Raw genomic sequence first — 18,759 nt, 5'->3', positions numbered from 1 at the left:
GCAAGTGGAGAACAACGGTTCGACACCGATTGCGGGGAACGCGCAGGGTCGTGTCGAGGCCCGGTCGACGCTTCGGCAACGATTCCCCATCGCCCGGCGACTAAGCGCCACCGATGTCGCGGAGACCCGCGTGCCACGATCCATCGCTCTTGCTCTGCTGCTGCTCTCCGCCCTCGCTCCCGCGGCTGCCGCGCACGCCGCCCCGCCGGCTGCCTGCGAGAGCTGGGGCCGGCCGCATACGGCGGCGCTGGTCGAACTCTGCGCGGAGGGCTGCAGCCGTTGTCCGCCGGCCGACCGCTGGCTGAGGACCGACGGCGCGCTACGGCCGCGACCGGATCGTCGCGCTGCCGCCGCACGTGGCCTCCTCCAATGGCGAAGCGGCGAGACCAGATCCTGCCGCGCATCCGGCGACGGCTGCAGCGGCCGGATCGAATCCGCTTCCGGATTCATTTCCATGTGCCACGCTCCATCAGCAGGATCTTGCTACCCGTTCGGACTTCCAGCGTGCCTTGCTCGCCGTCCCCGTCTTCCCAGACGAAGTAGTGGGTCTTGCCATTGGGGAAGCGGTAGCCGAGAAAGCGACAGGGCGTCACCCCGTCGCGACAGATGGTATGCATCGTTTCGCCGCGCAACTCGAGCGCCGCGCCGGTCTTCCTGTCAATGCCCCTGTAACCGACCCGCGCACACCTAACCTCGCCCTGCGGACAATGAACGGTGATCTCGACGAGGTGGTTCTCGGTCTCCAGGATGTGCTTGCGGAAGGCATCCGCGGCCTGCACGACCGTGCTCAGGAAAAACAACGCGAGCAAGCGGGACGGAGTTTTCATCGAAGTCATCCTTGCGCGGCGATTCGCGCGACGTGTCCAGGCTCCGTCGGCGCCCTTCCCCGCATGACGACTGTCATCAGGGCGTGCCAGAGCGGGAACGGTTGCGCAAGTCGCGTTGCGCCATCGCCAGACGTTCTTCTACCACCTTTCGTCGCCGCACGGCCAGCCCCGGCCCGCGACGATCACGGATACCGGCGGCGCTGCGGCACCCCGGCAGCCACCAATTCGCCTTGCAATCACGAAACCGGAGTGTAAACTGTCCGGAAAAGGAGTCGTCTGATGAACCTCGCCTATGCCTACCCCGCCAGCCGCTTCGAACCGGCGGCTCTCGTCGATCTCAATTCGCGCGCCGAGCGCGAGCGTCTGTCGAAGTCGGCGCTGCAGGGCTTCTTCAATCTGGCCGCTGCCTGGCGGCTGCGCGACGACGACGCGCGCGAGCTGCTCGGCGGCCTGTCGAGCAGTGCCTTCTACGAGTGGAAGAAGAACCCCGACCGGCTGCTCGAAGTCGATCGGATCACGCGCATCTCCTACCTGATCGGCATCTACAAGTCCCTGCACATCCTCTACGGCGACAAGCTGGCCGACGAGTGGGTCAGCCTGCCGAACGGCAACCGGATCTTTGCCGGCCGCTCGCCGCTCGCTTTCATGCTGGGCGGCGGCCTGCTGGCGATGCAGATGGTTCGCAAACTGCTCGAAGCGCGGCGCGGCGGCATATGAGCCCGCCCGAGCCGCCCCTGGCGCGCCTGCGCCGGATCGATGCGGTCCGGCTGATTCCTTCGCGCTTTGCCGAGCGCGAGGATTCGGTGCTGAGCGCAATCGCCGACAACCTCGACCACCTGCGCGACCTGTTCGAACTCGACAACGCCACCAACGAGAGACTGATCGGCGAGCGTGGCGGGCTGCCGGGAATCGGCGTCGACGAACTGGTTTTCGGGGTGCCGAACTTCCGCATCGTCAATGCCGCCTTCACCTACCCGCGCCCCGAGGGCAGCCGCTTCAACGACGGCGAGCGCGGCGCCTGGTATTGCGCTTTCGAACGGGAAACGGCCCTCGCCGAGATCATTTTCCACAAGACCGTCGAGTACGAGGAAATCGGCCGCTTCGACGACAGTGTCAACTACCAGGAACTGCTCGCCGACTTCAGCAGCGAGTTCCACGACTTGCGCGACGCGCCGGCTTTTTCCGCCTGCCTCGACCCCGGCAGCTATGTCGCTTCGCAGAGTCTCGCGGCGCGACTGCTCGACGCCGGCTCGCTGGGAATCATCTACCCGAGCGTACGCCGCGCCGGCGGCACCAACCTCGCCTGCTTCCGGCCGGCGCTGGTCGGCAACCCGCGCCGCGCCGCGTCTTTTCGCCTGATCTGGGCGGGCAGCCGGCAACCCCGGGTGGAGAGGCTGGACGGCCAGGAAACACGAGACTCGTGAAACATTCGACCCGGGATGTCAACCCGGCCACGGCCTGAGAGCCGCCGCCAACCACACGACCAACGCTGCTCGACAGGCACCGATTCAGCCTGGCGATCGGCCTTGCCCAGGCTGGCGCCCTGCATCTCCCGGAGCGGGGGCGCACGCGTTCTCGCCAACCAGGCATGCACCTGATGACTCGGTGAACGACCGGTTACACCGGCGCCACCAGCCTCGGCTGTGGCGCGAGCAGCAGGCGCAGCTGGATCGGTAGCGTCAGCGCCCACTGGCACGCCGAGATTTGGTACATGCCGACGTTCGTGGCGAGTATTGGAAAAGAACCGCGTACACGCGGATCCCCACGCCCCGGGCAAGCGGCACGGCGAGCGCGCGTTCTCGACCCGCGGTCGCTGCCCCGTACGCGCGCCGGGCCTACCTGTTCATGTGCGAGAGCGCGTAATCCATCGGCGCCGACGACACCGAGATCAGGCCGTCGAAGGGCGAACTCATCTCCAGCACGAGGAAGATGGCCCCCGAGACCGACAGCGAGCAGACGAAAAGCACGAGCAAGATGGTCCGGCTGCGCGGCGCGAGCATGCCGAAGGTGGTGAACGTCACCGTCAGCCAGACCACGAGCACAGTCAGGAAAACAACGGGAACCGGCGCGGCAGTCCCCGCGACGACGACCCAGCGCGCGTCGAGCAGGGACTCCGCCGCGGCCACGGCGCGCGTCTTCAGCGCCCGCTGCTCGTCGGTCGCGGGCGCGAGCCGGTGTATCTCGCTGGAGATGTGCTCGATCGCCTGCATCGAGTGCGAGGGGTCGACTGCGCCCTTGCCCGAACGCCCCGCCTGCCAGACGCTGTCGACCCGCTGCGCCACCGCCTCCTGCAGTTGCCGGCGGATCTCCGTGGCCTCAGGGCCGTAGCGCGCGAGGGTGCGGTCGAGCGACAGCAAGCCGGCCGCCGCATGCTTGACGTTCGCATCCATGGCATCGAAGTTGCTCTTGGCCGACGCCGTGAGCAGTCCCAGCACCAGCGCGGTCACCGTCGCCACCAGGCCGATGCCCAGCTTGATGGTGTCGCGGGCGTCCCCGGACAGATGCTGGTCGGGCAGTCTGCTGCGCAACCGCATGCCGAGCTGGACGCCAGCGAAGGTAAAGGCCAGGACGACAATGCCGATGACGGACGGATGCATGCGGGACTCCTCTCGGTTGCAGCGCTCCAGAAACGCGATCCGCCTGCACGCCGGGGCGACCGACGCGATCGTCGGTCGTCAGGCCCTCCAGCGGATGCGGCGACCGGCCCTCGGTGATCGGGATGCCGGCGAAAGTGACGCACTGCCCCAGCGCCGGGTTGCTGACGCCGAAGACGAATGCCTTCGGCGCGAGCTTCTTCCGGTTGCTGTCGTAGAACGCCCAGCCGGTTGCGCTGCCGCCCTTGGCGGTCGGAAAAAGACACGGCCTGTCGACGATGCCCGCACTTTCCAGCTTGCGCCCCGGCCTGGTGATCACGCCGGGGCAGCGGTCGAGGCCGAAGGACTGGAAGTTCGACGGCACCAAGCAAAGTATATGAGCCCCCAACAAGCACCGTCAATGGCTGAGTCAAGGTGGAACTGGGACCCGGGAGCCCCTGCAAAGTCCTCCGACTTCGGCCCGCCCAGTGCCTCCAGTGATGACGGCGCTGATTCGCATCTCGCCTGCGCCGTGTGGAAAGACGAGCGGAAAGACCTCATGGATCCGCGCGAGCAGCAGTGCTCAGGGGTGGCGGGCGAGGCGCTCGTGCAGCAGCAGCCCGCCGAGGACGACGAGACCGGCCAGCATCACCAGGAGCGATACGTGCACCGCCGCCCTGCTCGCGGCGTAGCTGACGCTCGACCATGCCAGCCAGGCGCAGGCGGCGCAGAACAGCAGCGGCGTCAGCGGGTAGAGCGGCACGCGGAACGGGCGCGCAACGCCGGGGTGGCGCCGGCGCAGCCGGAAGACGGCCAGCCCGACCATGAACAGGAAGGTCCAGAAGACCGGCGCCGTGAACTCCACCATCGCCTCGAAGCCATCGGCCTGGAAGGCGCCGAAGACGACCAGCGCGAGGCTGATGGCCATCTGCACGACATGGCCGTTCACCGGCGTGCCCCGTCCGGCCTGCCAGCGGCCGAGGTGACGCAGCGGCGCCCAGTCGCGACCGAGCGCATAGTTGCTGCGGGCGCCGACGATCATCGTCGAATGGATGCTGGTCAGGGCGGCAAGCGCGACGAGCACGCCGAGCAGGCGCTCGCCCCAGGCGCCGAAATGCCGGCCGAGCACCTCGGCGCCGGCGGCCTTGCTGGTGGCCAGTCCGGCAAGGCCGAGGGCGTGCAGCAACGCGAGATTGGCGAGCAGGTAGAGGGCCGTGATGAGGCTCAGGCTGAGCATCAGGACGCGGACGACGGCGCGTGGACCGCCACGTACCTCGGCAGAGAGGTAGGCTGCCTCGTTCCAGCCGCCGAAGGTGAGCAGCACGAAGACCATCGCCAGCCCGAGCATGCCGGCCGACGGTGTGCTGGCGAACCAGGTCGGCGCCGGATGCGATGTCAGCCCAGCGGCTGGCGCGGCGAAGCCGGCGACGACGACGGCCGCCAGCCCGCCGACGAGCAGCAGCACCATCGCCGTCTGCAGGCGGGCGGCGATGGTCAGCCCGAGGATGTTGGTGCCGGTGAGCACGATGATGATGGCCACCGCCCAGAGCGCCGAAGAATGCGCGCCGAGATCGACGACGCGCGTCATGTAGTCACCGAAGGCGTAGGCGAGCAGGGCGATCGAGCCGGTGTTGATCACCATCGCCTTCGACCATGCGTAGAGGAAAGCGAGGCGCTTGCCCCAGGCGCGGCTGAGGAAGTGGTACTCGCCGCCGGCATGCGGGTGTGCCGCGCACAGTTCGGCATAGCACAGCGCGCCGGCGAGCGAGACGAGCGCGCCGGCCAGCCAGACGGCGATCAGCCAGCCGTGGTCCTGCGTGATGCCGGCGACCATGGCCGGCGTCTTGAAGATGCCGGCACCGACGACGATGCCGACGACGATGGCGACCGCACCCGTCGTGTGCAGCAAGTGGCGGGGATCGTCGGTGCGGGCGTCCATGGCGGTAGCCTCAGCGGCGCTCGCCGCGCACGCTGCCGGGGGCCTGCGGGTGCTTCTGCTGGCCGACGAGGCGCCGGCCGTCGGCGGTAGCGGTGGCGGTGACGGTTGCCGTCGTGCCGTCCGGCCGGGCGTAGTCGAAATGCAGCGTGGCACCAGCGAGCCGGCCCGCGACGGCAACGCTCCGCTCGCCGAGCGTCAGGGTGCCGGAGACCTGCTGGTAGGCCTGCTGCAATTGCAGGCGGGTCGGCGCGGCCTCGCCCGGCAGGCGCAACGACCAGTCGCCCGCCACCTGCGCCGGAACGATCCAGAAGAAGCCCTCTGCGTTCTCCGTCGCGATCTTCGCGTCGGGTTGCCAGTCGCCCATGTCGAAGGCGTGCGAGACGATGCGCGTACCCGGCTTCATCTGCAGCAGCAGCGGCCGCAGCTTGTGGTTGAGGACAGGTGTCAGGAACATCGTCACCACCGTCGCCGCGGAAAAATCCTCGACGAAGATGTCGCCGACAACGATCGCCACCCGCCCCTCGAGCCCGGCGCGCTTGACGTTGCGCCGCGCCAGCGCGGCGATCTCCGGCGAGTATTCGATGCCGACCGCACGGGCACCGAACGCACGTGCCGCGGCGATCGGAATCCGCCCGTCGCCGGCGCCGAGGTCATGGACGATGTCCGCCGGCGTCACCTTTGCCGTCTGCAGCATCAGCGTCACCATGGCATCCGGCGTCGGCGCCCAGAAGACATCCTTGCCGTCGTGCCCGTGTTCGAGGCGGAATTCCTCGTCGCCGTAGTTCCTGGCGGAACGGACGGGGTGCGCCAGCCCAAGGACCAGGGCGCAGGTGACAAGGACGCGGAGGGGCTGTGCTGGCATGGTCGGCAGGCGTGTCGGATACGGCAGGGCGCGCAGGATTCGCTGGAGTATAGCCGCAGGCGCCGCTGGTCCGCCTGCGCCTGGATCGATGAACGCCCGATGGAGCATCGGGCGCTCCGGCCTGGACTGGCCGCGCCCGGGATGGCAGGAACGGGTGACTGTCACTATCCTCATCCTGCGCGAGCAGCGCGGCAACCTGGTGTTCCACCGTGCGAATCCGGACGCCGCCGTCCGTCACGAGCTGGTCGGCCTTGTTGCCAAGTCGTTCGGCATGGATCAGCAACTGCGCGGTTTCATCGCGGCGCTGGCCGATCGTATCCGGTACGCGGCCGTCCATGGCTCGGTGGCGCGGGGAGAGCACCGCCGACGGCGAAGTCGACCCGCTGCCCGTCGGCGACGCGCGCCCGTCCGAACCGGCGATCCCGCTGCACGGTGCAGAAGCCGCGCTCGGCATGAAAGTCTCGCCTGTCGTGCTCACCTGCGATGCCGCGCGCGCTCGCCTTTCCGGCGGTCCGCGCCAACGGCTACCGTCCTGACGCCAGGGCAACTGCTACCCAGCGACTCTGGCAGGCGCGGTCCGCAACGGTCGCCGGAGCGCCGACGCCTTGCCCCGAAAACGCCACAATCCGTCGCCATGAATCGTTTGCGCCTCGCCTTGCCGCTTTGCCTCACCCTTGCCACGCTGACGGCGGGCGCCGGCGAGGAGTGGGTCATGCCGCCAAAGGCCAGGCATTCCGCCCCGGCGCCGGCCGCAGGCGTCGGCGGCGAGGACTGGGCGCCGGAGCTGGGCCGCCAGCTCGCCATCCTCCGGGCCCAGCCGGACGACGTCGAGGCGCGCAAGGCTGCCTGGGTGGCCGCCATGCGCCTCGACCTCTTCACGCAGGCCGCCGAGCTCGATGCGCCGCTTTCCGAAGCCGATCGGCGGGCAATGGAGGGCGACATCATCGCCCTCGACATCCGCTACGGCATCGTCGACCGCAACACCCTGCGCGGACCGGAACGCTTTGTGCGCCTCGACATCGCGCTGACCGCAACCGACGCCCTCGCCGCCGGGTTCTTCACCGGCAAGCTGCCGGACGCCGCCACCGGACACATCGACCGCTACGCCGCCCGCCTTCCGGACCGCCGCCATCTCGGCTGGCGGGTGACCGGCGAGGTCAACGGCGGCAGCGGGGTCAAGGACGGCTTCACCGGCACCGTGCGCTGGAAGCCCGACGACCATTGGACCGTCTACGGCGCCGGCGAGAGCGTGACCAACCAGATCCCCCTGCGCGCCGTCGCCGACGGCATCCACGCCAGCCGCGTCAGCCTCGGCGTCGACTGGCGCCAGCCCGAGTCGCGCAAGCTCGGGGGCGCGGCGTACTACAGCGATTCTTCCGACGGCAACCTGCGCAGCGGCGTCAACGCCTTGTGGTTCGAGCGCTGGCTGAGCGGCCCGAAGTGGACGTTCGAGACGACGCTCGGCGCCGACGCCTCGCGCAACTCGCTCAATGCCAGCGTCAATTACTTCAACCCGAAAAGCGATCGTTCGCTGTGGTTGACGGCAGCCGTCGAGCACCTCGGCTGGCGCAGCTACGACCATTCCCTGCGCCAGCGTCTCGCGCTGACCGGCGGCACCTACTGGCAGGAATTCTACGGTTCCGGGGCGATCTAGGCCAGCGAATACGGCCACCGCTCGGAAGTCGACCGCGACCTCTCGCTGCGCTACGGCATCGGCCGCCTGCTGCGCCCCTACGACGGCGCGCGCGAAGGCCGCACTTTCGCCAATCTGGTGCTGCTATGGCGTTTCTGATCCGCACCCTCCTCGGCGTCCTGCTGGCGCTTGCGGCCGCGCCGGCGCCGGCCGCCGACGCCCGCTTCATGGCGCTGAGCTACCACGAGGTCCTTGCCGACAACGAGCCGCTGACCCCGACCGCTGTCCGCGCCAGCGATCTGGCCCGGCAGTTCGCCTGGATGCGGGCCAACGACTTGCACCCGGCCAGCGTCGACCAGATCCTCGCCGCCCGCGCCGGCGGCCGGCCGTTGCCGCGCAATGCCATCCTGCTGACCTTCGACGAGGGCTTCAAGGATGCCTACACGCGCATCTTTCCGCTGCTCAACTTGTTCAACTACGCGGCGGTCATCGCCCTGGTCGGCCAGTGGATGGACGTCCCCGCAGGCCAGATGGTCGACTACGACGGCAAGGCGGCGGCGCGCAGCAAGTTCCTGAGCTGGGAGCAGGTTCGTGAAATGCAGGCCTCCGGGCTGGTCGAAGTCGCCTCGCATTCCTACGGCCTGCATCGCGGCATACTCGCCAACCCGCAGGGCAACACGCGCCCGGCGACGATCACCCGCCTGTACGCCAACGGCCGTTACGAGGACGATGCCGCCTACCTCGCCCGCCTGCGCCATGATCTTCGCGACAGCATCAGCCAGCACACCGGCAAGGCACCGCGGATCATCGTCTGGCCATACGGTCGCAGCAACCAGGCCGCCCAGGAAGTCGCCAGCGACCTCGGCATGCCAATCGGCCTGACGCTGGTCGATGGCTTCAACGATGCCGGCACTACGAAGTCCGTCGGGAAACGCCAGTTGATCGAGAACAGCCAGTCGCTGCAGGCCTTCGCCGAAATGCTGCGCGTCACCTGGGATGCCAACCCGGCACGCAGCGTCGAGGTCGACCCCGGCACCTGGCCGCCGGGAGAAGACGGCCTCTCGCCGACCCTCGACCGCCTGCTGACGCTGAGCCCGAACATCGCCTTCGTCAAGCCCGCAGTCGAGCGCGACGGGCGCGAGATGGCGCTGTTCCCGACCGCATTGCGTCCGGTCGCCGACGACCAGCTCAACCACATCGCCGCCGTTCCCACGGAAATGGCCCGGCATGTCCTCTTCGAGTTCGACCCCTCGCTGCCGCCGGAAGCCATCGCCCGCCACATGCGGCACCGTGAAGCCGACGGCTTCCGCCAGTTTGGCGTCGGCGGCTTGCCGGAGAGCCTGATGGGGCCGCTCTTCCCTTCCCTCTCGCTGCGCTGGCAGCCGCAACTGCCATGACCCCGCTGCCGGTCCTGCTTGGCGATTTCTGGAGCGCCATCCTCGCCTACGTCTTTTTCTACCCGGTGCTGATGTCGGTCGTCTGGATGATCGGCGGCATCGACGGCGATGCTCGCCTCGATCCCTGCGCGCTGAACTGGCTGGTGCGCCATTTCGACGAGCCCGACGTCGCCGCCGTCACCGGCAACCCGCGCGTGCGCAACCGGTCGACCCTGCTCGGCCGCATCCAGGTCGGTGAATTCTCGTCGATCGTCGGTCTGATCAAGCGCGCCCAGCGCTCGGTCGGACTGATCTTCACCGTTGCCGGGGTGATCGCCGCCTTCCGCCGCAGCGCGCTGCACGAGGTCGGCTACTGGAGCCCGGAAAAGCTGACCGAGGATGTCGACATTTCCTGGAAGCTGCAACTGGCCGGCTGGGAGGTTCGCTTCGAGCCGCGCGCCCTGTGCTGGATCCTCATGCCGGAAACCCTGCGCGGGCTGTGGAAGCAGCGTCTGCGCTGGTCGATGGGCGGCACCCAGGTGCTGCTCGACTACACGCCGCAACTGCTGTCACCGAAGAACGCCGCAATGTGGCCACTCTGCGTCGAATACGGAATGAGCATCACCTGGGCCTACCTGTTCACGCTGCTCGCCGCCTACCGTGTCATCGACCTGCTGGTCTACCGGATCGACCTGCAAAGCGCGCCGATCCTGCTGCTGGGGTGGGCCGGACTGTTGATCGCAACGACCTGCCTGCTGCAGATCATGCCGAGCCTGGTCCTCGACCGGCCTTACGACCGGGGGCTGCTCAAGAACTATTTCTGGATGATCTGGTATCCGATCATCTACTGGGCCATCACGGCCGCCACCTCGGTGGTGGCCGTGCCGAAGATCCTTTTTCGTGACAGCGAGAAACGCGCCCGATGGACGAGTCCCGACCGCGGCATCAAGCCCGACGCCTCCCGCTGATCATCGAGCGGCCCGACCTGGCGCACCCGCTGCGGCGGATGTCGGCTGTCGTCATCACTTCGCGCGCCTGGCTTCTCTGGCTGGCCATGTAGGTCCCTTTTCTTTTCGCCCTCGGCCGGCATTTCGGCTACGACCTGCCGGAAATCGTCTTCCCGAGTCAGATCAGCCTCACCACGTTTCTCGCACTGCTGGAGGTGATGCCCTACGTCGTCGGCGTCGCCGTTCTCGTGTGTCTCGTCGGCGCGCTGCGCGCAAGGCTGAAGGCGCGCATCGGCACCGCCGACGAGCGCTGGCGGCCCGTCGGCCTCGACCGCCTCGCAACCGGCGCCGCCCTAGTCCCGCAGAAGCTTGCGGCATGGCAGAAGGCGCAGATTCTCTACGTCGAACACGGCCCTCGCGGCCGCGTCACCAACGCCCAGGAATGAGAGGTCGAACGGTACCGCCGGGAGTGCATGAGCCCGCAGCAGCTCGTTCCGCGCCATCCCGCGCAGCGACGGCAACCTGCCGGAGCGTCATCCGGGCGCCGACAAAGCCATGTGCGCGCATCCCGGGACAGACCTCTCTCGCGGTACGGCGACGCGCGGTCAACCCGTGAAAACGCCCAAAAGATGACCCGTTCGCCTGTGGCGGCGTCCGGAACAGCCGGATTCCTCTCCTGTCCCTGCCTCAGCGCGCGGGCAGTGCTGCCCACGAAGCGTCGGGGTCGAAGCGCGTCATCGCGCCAGCAATGGCGGCGGTATCGGGACCCAGGTACTTCTGGTAAACGACGCCGTCCTGATTGACGATGAAGGTCATCAAGCCCGTCTCGTTGTAGCGGGCCGGCCAGCCGACCAGCGCGAAACCCTCGGTCATGCGCCCGTCCTTCACATAGCTGCGCGCACCGCCCGGCGCCGCCTTGCCCTGTGCCTTGAGAATCCTGAAGCGGTAGCCGTGGTAGCCGTCCTTCAGGTCACTGGTCTCGAGCAGCGGACCCAACGGGCTTTCCGGCTCGCCGTCTGCAGTCGGCCAGTAGAGGCCGTCCTGCCTGCCCGGCGAGCTCAGGATTTTCTGGGCAAACTCGCGGATGCCGTCACCGTTGCGGTCCTGCTCGGCATATTCCTGCTGCGCCTCGACGTAGGCGCGCATCGTCTCTATCGCCGACAGTTCGTTGCGGCCGATGCGGCGAAGGCGCACTTCGGCCTTGCCGGCCTGGGTGTCGAAAACCCAGCCCTGACTGGTGCGTACCAGGGGGATCGGCAGGGTCCAGCCGGTGCTGAGCTCGAGGCGAGCCCCCTTGTCGCCATCCTCCAGGATGCGATGACCCTGCGCCCAGGCGGCGAGAAAGGCCAGGCGATCGTCCAGGGAAACGCTGTCGAGCGGCACCAGCTTTTCCGACTGGATCCCGAGAATGGAGCGCACCTCGGCCCCGTCGTTGCGCGCCACGCCATCCACCAGCGCCGTCACCGCCAGTTCCGGCGAGGCAAACGTCCTTTGCACACCGGCAGCGGCTACCTGCCCCGACAGCGCCAGCGCACACAGCAGCGCGGGGATCCCCGGCCACCAGCGATTCTTCATCATGCGATCTCCCATCATCGGGCCCGTCCCGATCAATTGCGCAGCCGCTGGGCGGCGGCGCCGCCACCGCCCGCCGGGCGGGCGATGTGGCCTTGCCGGTTGCCGGCGCCCTGGCGCTGGGCGCCCTGGCGCTGCGCAGCTTGGCGCTGGGCGGCCTGGCTGGCGTTGCCACGGTCGATCTGCTGTCGCGTCTGGCGACCGTCGTTCGCGCCGCGCAAGGCGTTGTCGCGATTGGTTCGCGCGGCGCTGTCGCTGCGACTCGGCACCTGACCGCGATCAATGTTGGCTGCCCGGTTCTGGACCTGACCGCGATCGATGTTGGCTGCGCGGTCACGGGCCTGGCTGCGATCGACATTCGCTGCCCGATCCCGAACCTGGCTGCGGTCGATGTTGCTCGCGCGACCCTGGGCCTGCGTGCGATCCCTGTTGGCGGCCCGATCCTGCAGCTGGCTGCGGTCGATGTTTCCCGCGCGGTCCTGAACCTGGCTGCGGTCGATGTTGGCGGCACGGTCCTGGACCCGGCTGCGGTCGATGCCGGCTGCCCGCTCCTGCAACTGCCCGCGATCGATGCCGGCCGCGCGGTCGCGCGCGCCCGTGCCGGACCCGGCCGCCGGCCGCTGCGGGATCTGGCTGCGGTCGATGTCACGCAGCGCATTGCGATCCAGGTTCTCGGCACCGATGCGATCGCCCAGTGCCGCGCGCGCCTGCGCACGCTGGTCCTCACGCCCGCGATAGTCCTGACGTCCGCCGCGTTCGCCGATTCGGGTCTGCTGCAAGCGATCGCGTGTCGCTGCATCCCGATAAGGGATGCCCCGCCGGTTGCCGGGGTTGTGGTTCCAGTTCACGTTCCGGTCGTTGGACGTGATGCGGTTATTGACGTTGATGTTGTTCCAGCGATTGACGTTGATGTTGACGTCGCGCCGGCCCCAGTTGACGCCGCCCCACAGCGCATTGGCGACGCCGATGCCGACCCCCCACCAGATGGCCGTGGCGACCGGGTTCCAGCCGAATCCCCAGACCGGCGGCGGCGGGAAGAAGAAGGGGGGGAACAGCGGGTGCCACCACGGGCCGAAGACGTGAACCGGGTTGTAGATGGGAACGAAGACGACCTGCGGGTTGGCCGGGGCGATGGTGATGATCTGCGCCGGCGGTGGCGGCGCATTGGCCACGATCGCCTGGGGCCGCGGTGGCGCCGCCTCGACGGTGACGATCTGCTGTTCGTTGCTGCTCAGGTTGCCGACATCCTTGGCCCTGGCGCGAAGGAATTGCACCGAGTCCATGACCTCCTTCGGCTGGCCGAGGAAGGCGTCGCCGAGGTCGTTCACCCACTCGGGCTTTTCGCCGAGCATGGCGAGCACCTGCGGGAAGGCGACCAGCGACTGCACGCTGGGGTCCCAGGGCTTGTCCTGCACCGCCTTGACCGCATCGTCGCCCTTCAGGCTGCGGTTGGCGAGCGCCCATTGGACGGCTTCGGCGACATCCTTCGGGTAGGTGGTCGCCATCAGCACCTGCGCCAGCAACGCATCGGGAAAGAGGGCGATGGGCGCCAGCATCTGGTCAAGTTGCTCGACGGTGAACTTCGCAGGGTCGGCGGCTCGCACCTGTGCGGCAAACAGCAGGAGCATGGCGACAATAAGCGCGGCGATGCCACGCAGGATCGAAGGCATTTCTATGGCCCCTCCACGACAAGACGTGACATGACCCAGTGGAGTCTCATTCTGCGGTTGGCAGGACGGGAATCCAACGGCACCGAGCACCGGCGGGTGTGAATGACGGCACCGGGGCGAGTATATGAGCCTTCACGAGGAAGGGTCAATGTCGAATTCTTGCCCGGAAGCCGCAGAAGAATCGTAACGGATGAACGCCCCCACCCGCAGCGGCATCCATGTGCCAAAGTGGCGGATTGATGGCAGGCACTTGAACCGAGAGAGGGGTCGAGAATGGAGATTGCGACGACTGGGCTCGATTTCGCCAAGAATGTGTTGCAGGTGCATGGTGTGGATGAGCGAGGCAAGACGGTGCTGAAGAAGCAGTTGAAGCGTAACCAGGTAGGTGTTCTTCGCCGGTTTCACGTGGTGCGACTGGCGGAGAATCCTTGCTGGCGAGGATCGAAAAAGCCGTGGCGCCCCTTGACGGTGACCACTTTGAAGACTATGGTCAGAAATGTGGTTAATTCATTGGAGTGTGCCATGCCGACCATTCAAGCTTCCGAGTTCAAAGCCAAGTGCCTTGCCTTGATGGACGAGGTCGCCAGCAAGGGCGAGATCTGGGTGGTGACAAAGAACGGCCGCCCGATCGCCGAGTTGCATCCGTACAGCGGTGGACGTTCCACGTCACCATTCGGCTTGCACCCCAAACTCGAGATATCCGGCGACATTGTCGAACCACTCGATGAGGTCGAGTGGAAGGCGCTGGCGTGATCGTTCTCGATACCCACACCCTGCTCTGGATGGATCGCGATGACCCAGCTCTCGGCGCTGTCGCGCGATGCCTGATCGAAGATGCCTGGCGCGCCGGCCAAGTTGCCGTGAGCGCCATCAGTTTCTGGGAGGCGGCCATGCTCGCGCAGCGCGGGCGTATCGTGCTGCCCCTTCCGGCGGCGGAATGGCGTTCCGAGCTGCTCCACGCTGGCCTTCGGGAAATTGCGCTGGATGGCCGCATCGGCATCCTCGCCACCCAGCTGGAAAACATGCACCGTGACCCCGCCGACCGCTTCATCCTGGCCACTTCGTTGCAACACCAGGCAACGCTGATCACAGCCGACGTGAGCCTGCTGGCGTGGGCATCGCAGTTGCCGCGACAGGATGCGCGCCTGTGATGACCGGAGCACATCCTTGGCACGCGCATCGGGCGCTGTGCGCCTGCAAACACAGCGCTGCCGCCACCAGCGGCATCGTTCAGCAACCATTTCCCCGATTTTGACTGCTCGTGCCCGCCCGGTTGACTGCAGCGGAATTCACTCCTCGAGGCGCAGGCCGGTGGGGTCCTGCAATACCGGACCGGGTCTCGGCACCGCGCAACGATGCGTCGAAGCCGCCTCGGGACAAAGCACGATGCGACCTTCGACCGCGACGCGGCGATCGTTGAGCCGAACGATCTCCTCGCTCGACCGCGCTTCGCTGCCGAGTCCGATGCGGGCCGGCATGTCGCCGGCCGCCGGATCGTAGTCCGAGGCACTGCCAGCGATCTGAATGACGACCTCGCCCAGGTCCACGTACTCGGGCGGCCGGCCCGGACGGGGCATCCTCTTCAGGCTGGGGACGGACAGGTACGTCCCCACGAGGCGGACCCGCTGGCCATCGAACTGCCCCAGTTGCTCGGCCCGATCAAGGCGCGGCGGCAACTCGCAGCGCACTGCCCCCGCTTCGGTCACTGGTCGGTCCTGACCGCGATGGACGTCGCATGCGAACCATGGGTCTTGCTGGCCAGGTGCTCCTGGTGGAACGTCTGGCTCTTGTCCACCGTGCCATACATGGCGAAATTCCACTGGCGGTCGATGAAGTCATACTGGTCGACCCCCTTGCTGGCCGCGTACTTCTCGGTGACGGCATAGTTCTCGAGCGTGATGTTGTCGCTACCATCCTTCATCACGACGCCGGCCCAGTGGTAATTCCATGTATCCACGCCGGGGTACGACTTGAAACCCGGCATGTCGCCCTCGGTCGCCATCGAGTAGGACTCGCCGATCTCCGGATTGGCATGGAAGTTGATTCCCGCCTCCTTGTCGAACTTGTCCATGCCGGCGCTGCCGAGCGCCAGGTACATCGCCTTGGCTTCGGCAATGGTGGCGGGCTTGCGAAAGGCCTTGCTGCGCGCCTGCGAACCGATGATCGCGCCGCCGATTGCGCCTGCCACGCCGCCGATGACTGCCCCGGGAGCCGCACCCAGGCCGCCGACGAAACTGCCGATCAGCGCACCGAGCCCCGCACCGACGGCGGCACCCGCGAGGGCGCCCGTCGCCGTGTTGCTCTTCATATCGTAGTGCACGCCCTCGACGACGAACGCCGCGTTGTCCGAGCGTTCGATGAAGCGGGGCAGCAGATCCATGTAGACCTGGTTCGCCATCTGGTTCGGCTCGCCCTTGAGCCAGTCCGAAACCGTCGAGTCATCGACGCCCTTGCCGAGTTTGGCGACGCCATTGTCGAAATAGACCACGCTGCGGTCGCCGCCGCCGGAGGAACCCGTCACCGCCGCCGACGAGCGGCCGCAATCGGTCCACAGCGCCATGGGTCCATTGGCCGTTCCTTCGGTGTCCATGCCACCCGGCGCATTGGCCTTCTCCACGCCCGAGTGCGGGCTCCCCGGCTTGGCGAGGAATTCCGGCTGGACACCGGTCAGGGCGTTGCCATCGACGTTGACCGAGCCGCCGGCGGCCTTCAGCTCGATGTACGAGCCATGTTTGCCCGCTGCCTGAAGCTTGGAGTTCGCTCCGCTGATGAGTCCCGACGTCGCATAGAGCGTCTGCGACCCGAACAGCGCGGTCTGCTTGGTCTCGCCAACCTGCGCACGTCCTGCTCCGAGCGTTTCGATCGTATAGCGTTGAACCGCCGCCGCGCCGCCCGGGGCCCGGCCCTCACCGCGCGGCAGCAGATCCTTCGCCGACTTTCCGGCCACCACCCGATCGGCCACCGCGCTCGCCGCCCGCTCGTGGCGGTCACCTGGCGAGTCGAGCCCGGCGGGCGGCCCCTCTCCATGGCGCTGCTGGATGACGTGCGCCGCCTCGTGCGCAGCCAGCCACAGGTCGGGGTCGGAGCGAAACGCGATCGCTGAGCCGGTCGCAAACGCGGCAGCGCCGAGCCGGTCGCAGGCTTCGGTCGACTTCCTGCCGACGTGCATGCGCACCGAGGACAGATCATGCCGCGATCCAAACGAATGCTGGATGCGCTCCCCGTGCGGCAGCGCCCGGCCGGGGCCCTGCGTGCCGTCGCGCGCGACATCGTTCGCCGATTGCCGCGCCGAGCCGATCCCCAGAAACCTCGGCATTCCCTGCAGTGAAGGCATGGCACCCCGCTCGGAGACCTTCGGGGTCATGCGAGATTCGTCTTGGCGCCGCTGCAACGCCATCCTCGTATGGACCATGACGCTCCTCCCCAGACGCCGGACTTCCGGGAAGCGTCAAGACAGCCCTTCCCAGCCGGCAAGCAACTCAGGATAGAGGACCGGACACCACTTCCGCAAGCATTGGCCACTTCGAGATTCCAGCAACGCTGGCGCTGCAGCGTCGCGCGGTCAACGGCGGCGATCCGTACGGGCGCGTGCTATCCTCACCGCCTGTCACCGGTCGGCCCACCCCCGCATCTCCGGAGGGAAACCATGCCGCCCGCCAGCGCTCGCGCACGCCGCGGAAAGGAAGCAACCATGCCCGACGGGGATTCTTCGTAATGCCGCACTGCCCGGCGATGCTGATTGCCGCTGCCGCGTCCGGCCAGGGCAAGACGACGGTGACGGCGGCGCTGGCCCGCCTGCACGCGCGCCAGGGACGACGCGTCACCGTCTTCAAGTGCGGCCCCGACTTCCTCGACCCGCAGATCCACGCCGTCGCCAGCGGACGCCCATGCTACAACCTCGACCTCGGCATGTGCGGCGAGGACGACGCGCGCATCCGCCTGGCACGCGCCGCCGCCGATTCCGACCTGATCCTGATCGAGGGCGTCATGGGGCTGTTCGACGGCGAGCCGTCGGCGGCCGACATCGCCTGCCTGTTCGGCATTCCGGTGCTGGCACTGATCGACGCGCGGGCGATGGCGCAGACCTTCGGCGCCGTCGCGCACGGCCTCGCGACCTACCGGCCCGGGCTGCCGTTTGCCGGCGTGCTGGCGAACCGCAGCGGCAGCAGCCGCCACACCGAGCTGCTGCGCGACAGCCTGCCAGCGGGAATGGGGTGGTTCGGCGCCGTCCCGCGCAGCGACGACAGCCTGCCGGAGCGTCATCTCGGGCTGTTGCAGGCGGCCGAGATCGCCGACCTGGCCGACCGCCTAGACCGACTTGCCGACGCGCTGGCGGCGACGGCGAGCGTCGGCCTGCCACCGCCGGTACACTTCGCCGCGGCGGCGAAAGCGCCGCTTGCAGCCCTGCTCGCCGGCCGCCGCATCGCCATCGCGCGCGACGCCGCCTATGGCTTCATCTACCCGGCCAATGTCGACACGCTGCGCGAACTGGGCGCCGAGGTCCACTTCTTCTCGCCGCTCGCCGGCGACGCGTTGCCCACCTGCGATGCGATCTGGTTGCCCGGCGGCTACCCCGAGCTGCATGCGGCGACGCTGGCGGCGCGGTGTGACCTCTGGCAGTCGCTGACAGTACACGTCGTTGCCGGCAGACCCTTGCTTGCCGAGTGCGGCGGCATGATGAGCCTGTTCGAGGAGTTGGTCGACCGCGAAGGGGAGCGGCATGCGCTGGCCGGCATGCTGCCCGGGCGGGCGGTGATGCAGCGGCGTCTGGCGGCGCTCGGCATGCAGGTCGCCGACCTGCCCGAGGGAACGCTCTCCGGCCACACCTTCCATTACTCGCAGAGCGACACGCCACTGCCGCCGCTGTGTCGCGCGCGGCGCCCGACAGGCGGCGACGGCGAGGCGATCTACCGCCACGGCCCGATCACCGCTTCCTACGTGCACTTCTACTTCCCCGGCAACCCGCTGGCGGTCGCCCGCCTCTTCGGCGGCGACGACTGATCGTTGCAGTCGCTTTTCGGCACGCTCTTTCGACGTATAATCAACCCCGTTTCGGGTGCCTTGCCTCGTGGTCACGGGGCGGGTGAAACGGGAAGCCGGTGCACGGCGGCGTCGCCAACGACGCCAGTCCATTCCGGCGCAGCCCCCGCTGCTGTAAGCCTGACGACTCCGCAATCCGCCACTATGCCCAGGCACGGGAAGGCGCGGGGAAGGTCGACGGCGAGCCAGAAGACCGGCCCGAAACCGGATTGCATCATTCCCCGGGGTGACGGGAAGGCGTCTCTGGTCGCGCGCAGGTCGCTTCCAGGCCACCTTCCATCATCGGGGACGATCCGCTGATGCTTCGTCTGTCGTCGAAG

The 18,759-nt window shown here is 67.9% G+C and carries 17 protein-coding genes, 1 pseudogene and 1 riboswitch; of the genes and pseudogenes, 10 read left to right on the top strand and 8 right to left on the bottom strand.

The features are described 5' to 3' along the window. Window positions 1-446: 446 nt before the first annotated feature. Window positions 447-800 (bottom strand): hypothetical protein, encoded by a 354-nt coding sequence (locus HT579_08600; protein ID QKS31576.1) that lies wholly within the window; start codon window positions 798-800, stop codon window positions 447-449. A 306-nt stretch (window positions 801-1,106) separates the two neighbouring features. On the opposite strand from HT579_08600, the gene HT579_08595 reads away from it, so the two are divergent. Both HT579_08595 and HT579_08590 read left to right on the top strand, forming a co-directional pair. Next, a complete protein-coding gene (locus HT579_08595) occupies window positions 1,107-1,544 on the top strand; it encodes a DUF2384 domain-containing protein (GenBank protein ID QKS28959.1) in 438 nt (145 codons plus the stop codon). Then, window positions 1,541-2,251 (top strand): RES family NAD+ phosphorylase, encoded by a 711-nt coding sequence (locus tag HT579_08590; GenBank protein ID QKS28958.1) that lies wholly within the window; start codon window positions 1,541-1,543, stop codon window positions 2,249-2,251. Before HT579_08595 ends, HT579_08590 begins: the two co-directional genes overlap by 4 nt. A gap of 411 nt (window positions 2,252-2,662) precedes the next feature. Here the strand turns inward: HT579_08590 and HT579_08585 are convergent, their stop codons facing one another. The 3 genes from HT579_08585 to HT579_08575 form a co-directional block, all read right to left on the bottom strand. After that, entirely contained in the window at window positions 2,663-3,361 is a 699-nt protein-coding gene (locus HT579_08585; protein ID QKS28957.1) for a DUF4239 domain-containing protein, read from the bottom strand. Between the two features lie 622 nt (window positions 3,362-3,983). Further along, window positions 3,984-5,339, bottom strand: coding sequence for an APC family permease (locus HT579_08580; GenBank protein ID QKS28956.1), 1,356 nt, complete (start codon window positions 5,337-5,339; stop codon window positions 3,984-3,986). Window positions 5,340-5,349: 10 nt separating this feature from the next. Then, entirely contained in the window at window positions 5,350-6,201 is an 852-nt protein-coding gene (locus tag HT579_08575) for a methyltransferase domain-containing protein (GenBank protein ID QKS28955.1), read from the bottom strand. A 634-nt stretch (window positions 6,202-6,835) separates the two neighbouring features. Between HT579_08575 and HT579_08570 the strand changes: the two genes are divergently transcribed. The 4 genes from HT579_08570 (at window position 6,836) to HT579_08555 (ending at window position 10,603) form a co-directional block, all read left to right on the top strand. Beyond that, complete coding sequence (locus tag HT579_08570) at window positions 6,836-7,855, top strand: hypothetical protein (protein ID QKS28954.1); 1,020 nt, start codon at window positions 6,836-6,838, stop codon at window positions 7,853-7,855. A 125-nt stretch (window positions 7,856-7,980) separates the two neighbouring features. Further along, a complete protein-coding gene (gene pgaB / locus HT579_08565) occupies window positions 7,981-9,231 on the top strand; it encodes a poly-beta-1,6-N-acetyl-D-glucosamine N-deacetylase PgaB (GenBank protein ID QKS28953.1) in 1,251 nt (416 codons plus the stop codon). Beyond that, complete coding sequence (locus tag HT579_08560; protein ID QKS28952.1) at window positions 9,228-10,178, top strand: glycosyltransferase; 951 nt, start codon at window positions 9,228-9,230, stop codon at window positions 10,176-10,178. Before pgaB ends, HT579_08560 begins: the two co-directional genes overlap by 4 nt. A gap of 197 nt (window positions 10,179-10,375) precedes the next feature. After that, entirely contained in the window at window positions 10,376-10,603 is a 228-nt protein-coding gene (locus HT579_08555) for a hypothetical protein (GenBank protein ID QKS28951.1), read from the top strand. A gap of 241 nt (window positions 10,604-10,844) precedes the next feature. Here HT579_08555 and HT579_08550 read toward each other — a convergent pair whose 3' ends face one another. Further along, a complete protein-coding gene (locus tag HT579_08550) occupies window positions 10,845-11,732 on the bottom strand; it encodes a DUF2950 domain-containing protein (protein QKS31575.1) in 888 nt (295 codons plus the stop codon). A 32-nt stretch (window positions 11,733-11,764) separates the two neighbouring features. Continuing rightward, the gene (locus HT579_08545; protein QKS28950.1) at window positions 11,765-13,399 is read right to left on the bottom strand and encodes a DUF3300 domain-containing protein; all 1,635 of its coding nucleotides are present in this window, start codon (window positions 13,397-13,399) and stop codon (window positions 11,765-11,767) included. Between the two features lie 273 nt (window positions 13,400-13,672). Between HT579_08545 and HT579_08540 the strand changes: the two are divergent. The 3 genes and pseudogenes from HT579_08540 (at window position 13,673) to HT579_08530 (ending at window position 14,550) form a co-directional block, all read left to right on the top strand. After that, window positions 13,673-13,780, top strand: a pseudogene (locus HT579_08540) (IS110 family transposase). A 141-nt stretch (window positions 13,781-13,921) separates the two neighbouring features. Beyond that, window positions 13,922-14,152 carry a type II toxin-antitoxin system Phd/YefM family antitoxin gene (locus HT579_08535; protein QKS31574.1) on the top strand — a complete coding sequence of 77 codons (231 nt, stop codon included), beginning with the start codon at window positions 13,922-13,924 and terminating at the stop codon, window positions 14,150-14,152. After that, window positions 14,149-14,550, top strand: a complete 402-nt coding sequence (locus tag HT579_08530) for a type II toxin-antitoxin system VapC family toxin (GenBank protein ID QKS28949.1) — start codon at window positions 14,149-14,151, stop codon at window positions 14,548-14,550. The genes HT579_08535 and HT579_08530 overlap by 4 nt, the downstream gene beginning before the upstream one ends. A gap of 138 nt (window positions 14,551-14,688) precedes the next feature. On the opposite strand, the gene HT579_08525 is transcribed toward HT579_08530, so the two are convergent. Both HT579_08525 and HT579_08520 read right to left on the bottom strand, forming a co-directional pair. Next, window positions 14,689-15,087, bottom strand: coding sequence for a hypothetical protein (locus tag HT579_08525; GenBank protein QKS28948.1), 399 nt, complete (start codon window positions 15,085-15,087; stop codon window positions 14,689-14,691). Between the two features lie 14 nt (window positions 15,088-15,101). Beyond that, window positions 15,102-16,763: a DUF4157 domain-containing protein gene (locus HT579_08520; protein ID QKS28947.1), complete on the bottom strand. Its 1,662-nt coding sequence runs from the start codon at window positions 16,761-16,763 to the stop codon at window positions 15,102-15,104. Between the two features lie 350 nt (window positions 16,764-17,113). Between HT579_08520 and HT579_08515 the strand changes: the two genes are divergently transcribed. Then, window positions 17,114-18,400 carry a cobyrinate a,c-diamide synthase gene (locus HT579_08515; GenBank protein QKS28946.1) on the top strand — a complete coding sequence of 429 codons (1,287 nt, stop codon included), beginning with the start codon at window positions 17,114-17,116 and terminating at the stop codon, window positions 18,398-18,400. A 36-nt stretch (window positions 18,401-18,436) separates the two neighbouring features. Continuing rightward, window positions 18,437-18,656: riboswitch (cobalamin riboswitch) on the top strand. The last annotated feature ends 103 nt before the right edge of the window (window positions 18,657-18,759 follow it).

Origin of the sequence: Candidatus Accumulibacter similis (genome assembly GCA_013347225.1) — a bacterium.
GTDB lineage: Bacteria > Pseudomonadota > Gammaproteobacteria > Burkholderiales > Rhodocyclaceae > Accumulibacter > Accumulibacter similis.
Note: the sequence above shows the minus strand (reverse complement) of the source record. Positions and strands in the feature narration are given on the sequence as shown.

What these genes read in the sequence shown, in the direction of transcription:
- HT579_08595 (QKS28959.1), top strand. Translation starts at nt 1,107, where the DNA reads ATGAACCTCGCCTATGCCTACCCCGCCAGCCGCTTCGAACCGGCGGCT.
- HT579_08590 (QKS28958.1), top strand. Translation starts at nt 1,541, where the DNA reads ATGAGCCCGCCCGAGCCGCCCCTGGCGCGCCTGCGCCGGATCGATGCG.
- HT579_08585 (QKS28957.1), bottom strand. Translation starts at nt 3,361, where the DNA reads ATGCGGTTGCGCAGCAGACTGCCCGACCAGCATCTGTCCGGGGACGCC.
- HT579_08580 (QKS28956.1), bottom strand. Translation starts at nt 5,339, where the DNA reads ATGGACGCCCGCACCGACGATCCCCGCCACTTGCTGCACACGACGGGT.
- HT579_08575 (QKS28955.1), bottom strand. Translation starts at nt 6,201, where the DNA reads ATGCCAGCACAGCCCCTCCGCGTCCTTGTCACCTGCGCCCTGGTCCTT.
- HT579_08570 (QKS28954.1), top strand. Translation starts at nt 6,836, where the DNA reads ATGAATCGTTTGCGCCTCGCCTTGCCGCTTTGCCTCACCCTTGCCACG.
- pgaB (QKS28953.1), top strand. Translation starts at nt 7,981, where the DNA reads ATGGCGTTTCTGATCCGCACCCTCCTCGGCGTCCTGCTGGCGCTTGCG.
- HT579_08560 (QKS28952.1), top strand. Translation starts at nt 9,228, where the DNA reads ATGACCCCGCTGCCGGTCCTGCTTGGCGATTTCTGGAGCGCCATCCTC.
- HT579_08555 (QKS28951.1), top strand. Translation starts at nt 10,376, where the DNA reads ATGCCCTACGTCGTCGGCGTCGCCGTTCTCGTGTGTCTCGTCGGCGCG.
- HT579_08550 (QKS31575.1), bottom strand. Translation starts at nt 11,732, where the DNA reads ATGAAGAATCGCTGGTGGCCGGGGATCCCCGCGCTGCTGTGTGCGCTG.
- HT579_08545 (QKS28950.1), bottom strand. Translation starts at nt 13,399, where the DNA reads ATGCCTTCGATCCTGCGTGGCATCGCCGCGCTTATTGTCGCCATGCTC.
- HT579_08535 (QKS31574.1), top strand. Translation starts at nt 13,922, where the DNA reads ATGCCGACCATTCAAGCTTCCGAGTTCAAAGCCAAGTGCCTTGCCTTG.
- HT579_08520 (QKS28947.1), bottom strand. Translation starts at nt 16,763, where the DNA reads ATGACCCCGAAGGTCTCCGAGCGGGGTGCCATGCCTTCACTGCAGGGA.
- HT579_08515 (QKS28946.1), top strand. Translation starts at nt 17,114, where the DNA reads ATGCCGCACTGCCCGGCGATGCTGATTGCCGCTGCCGCGTCCGGCCAG.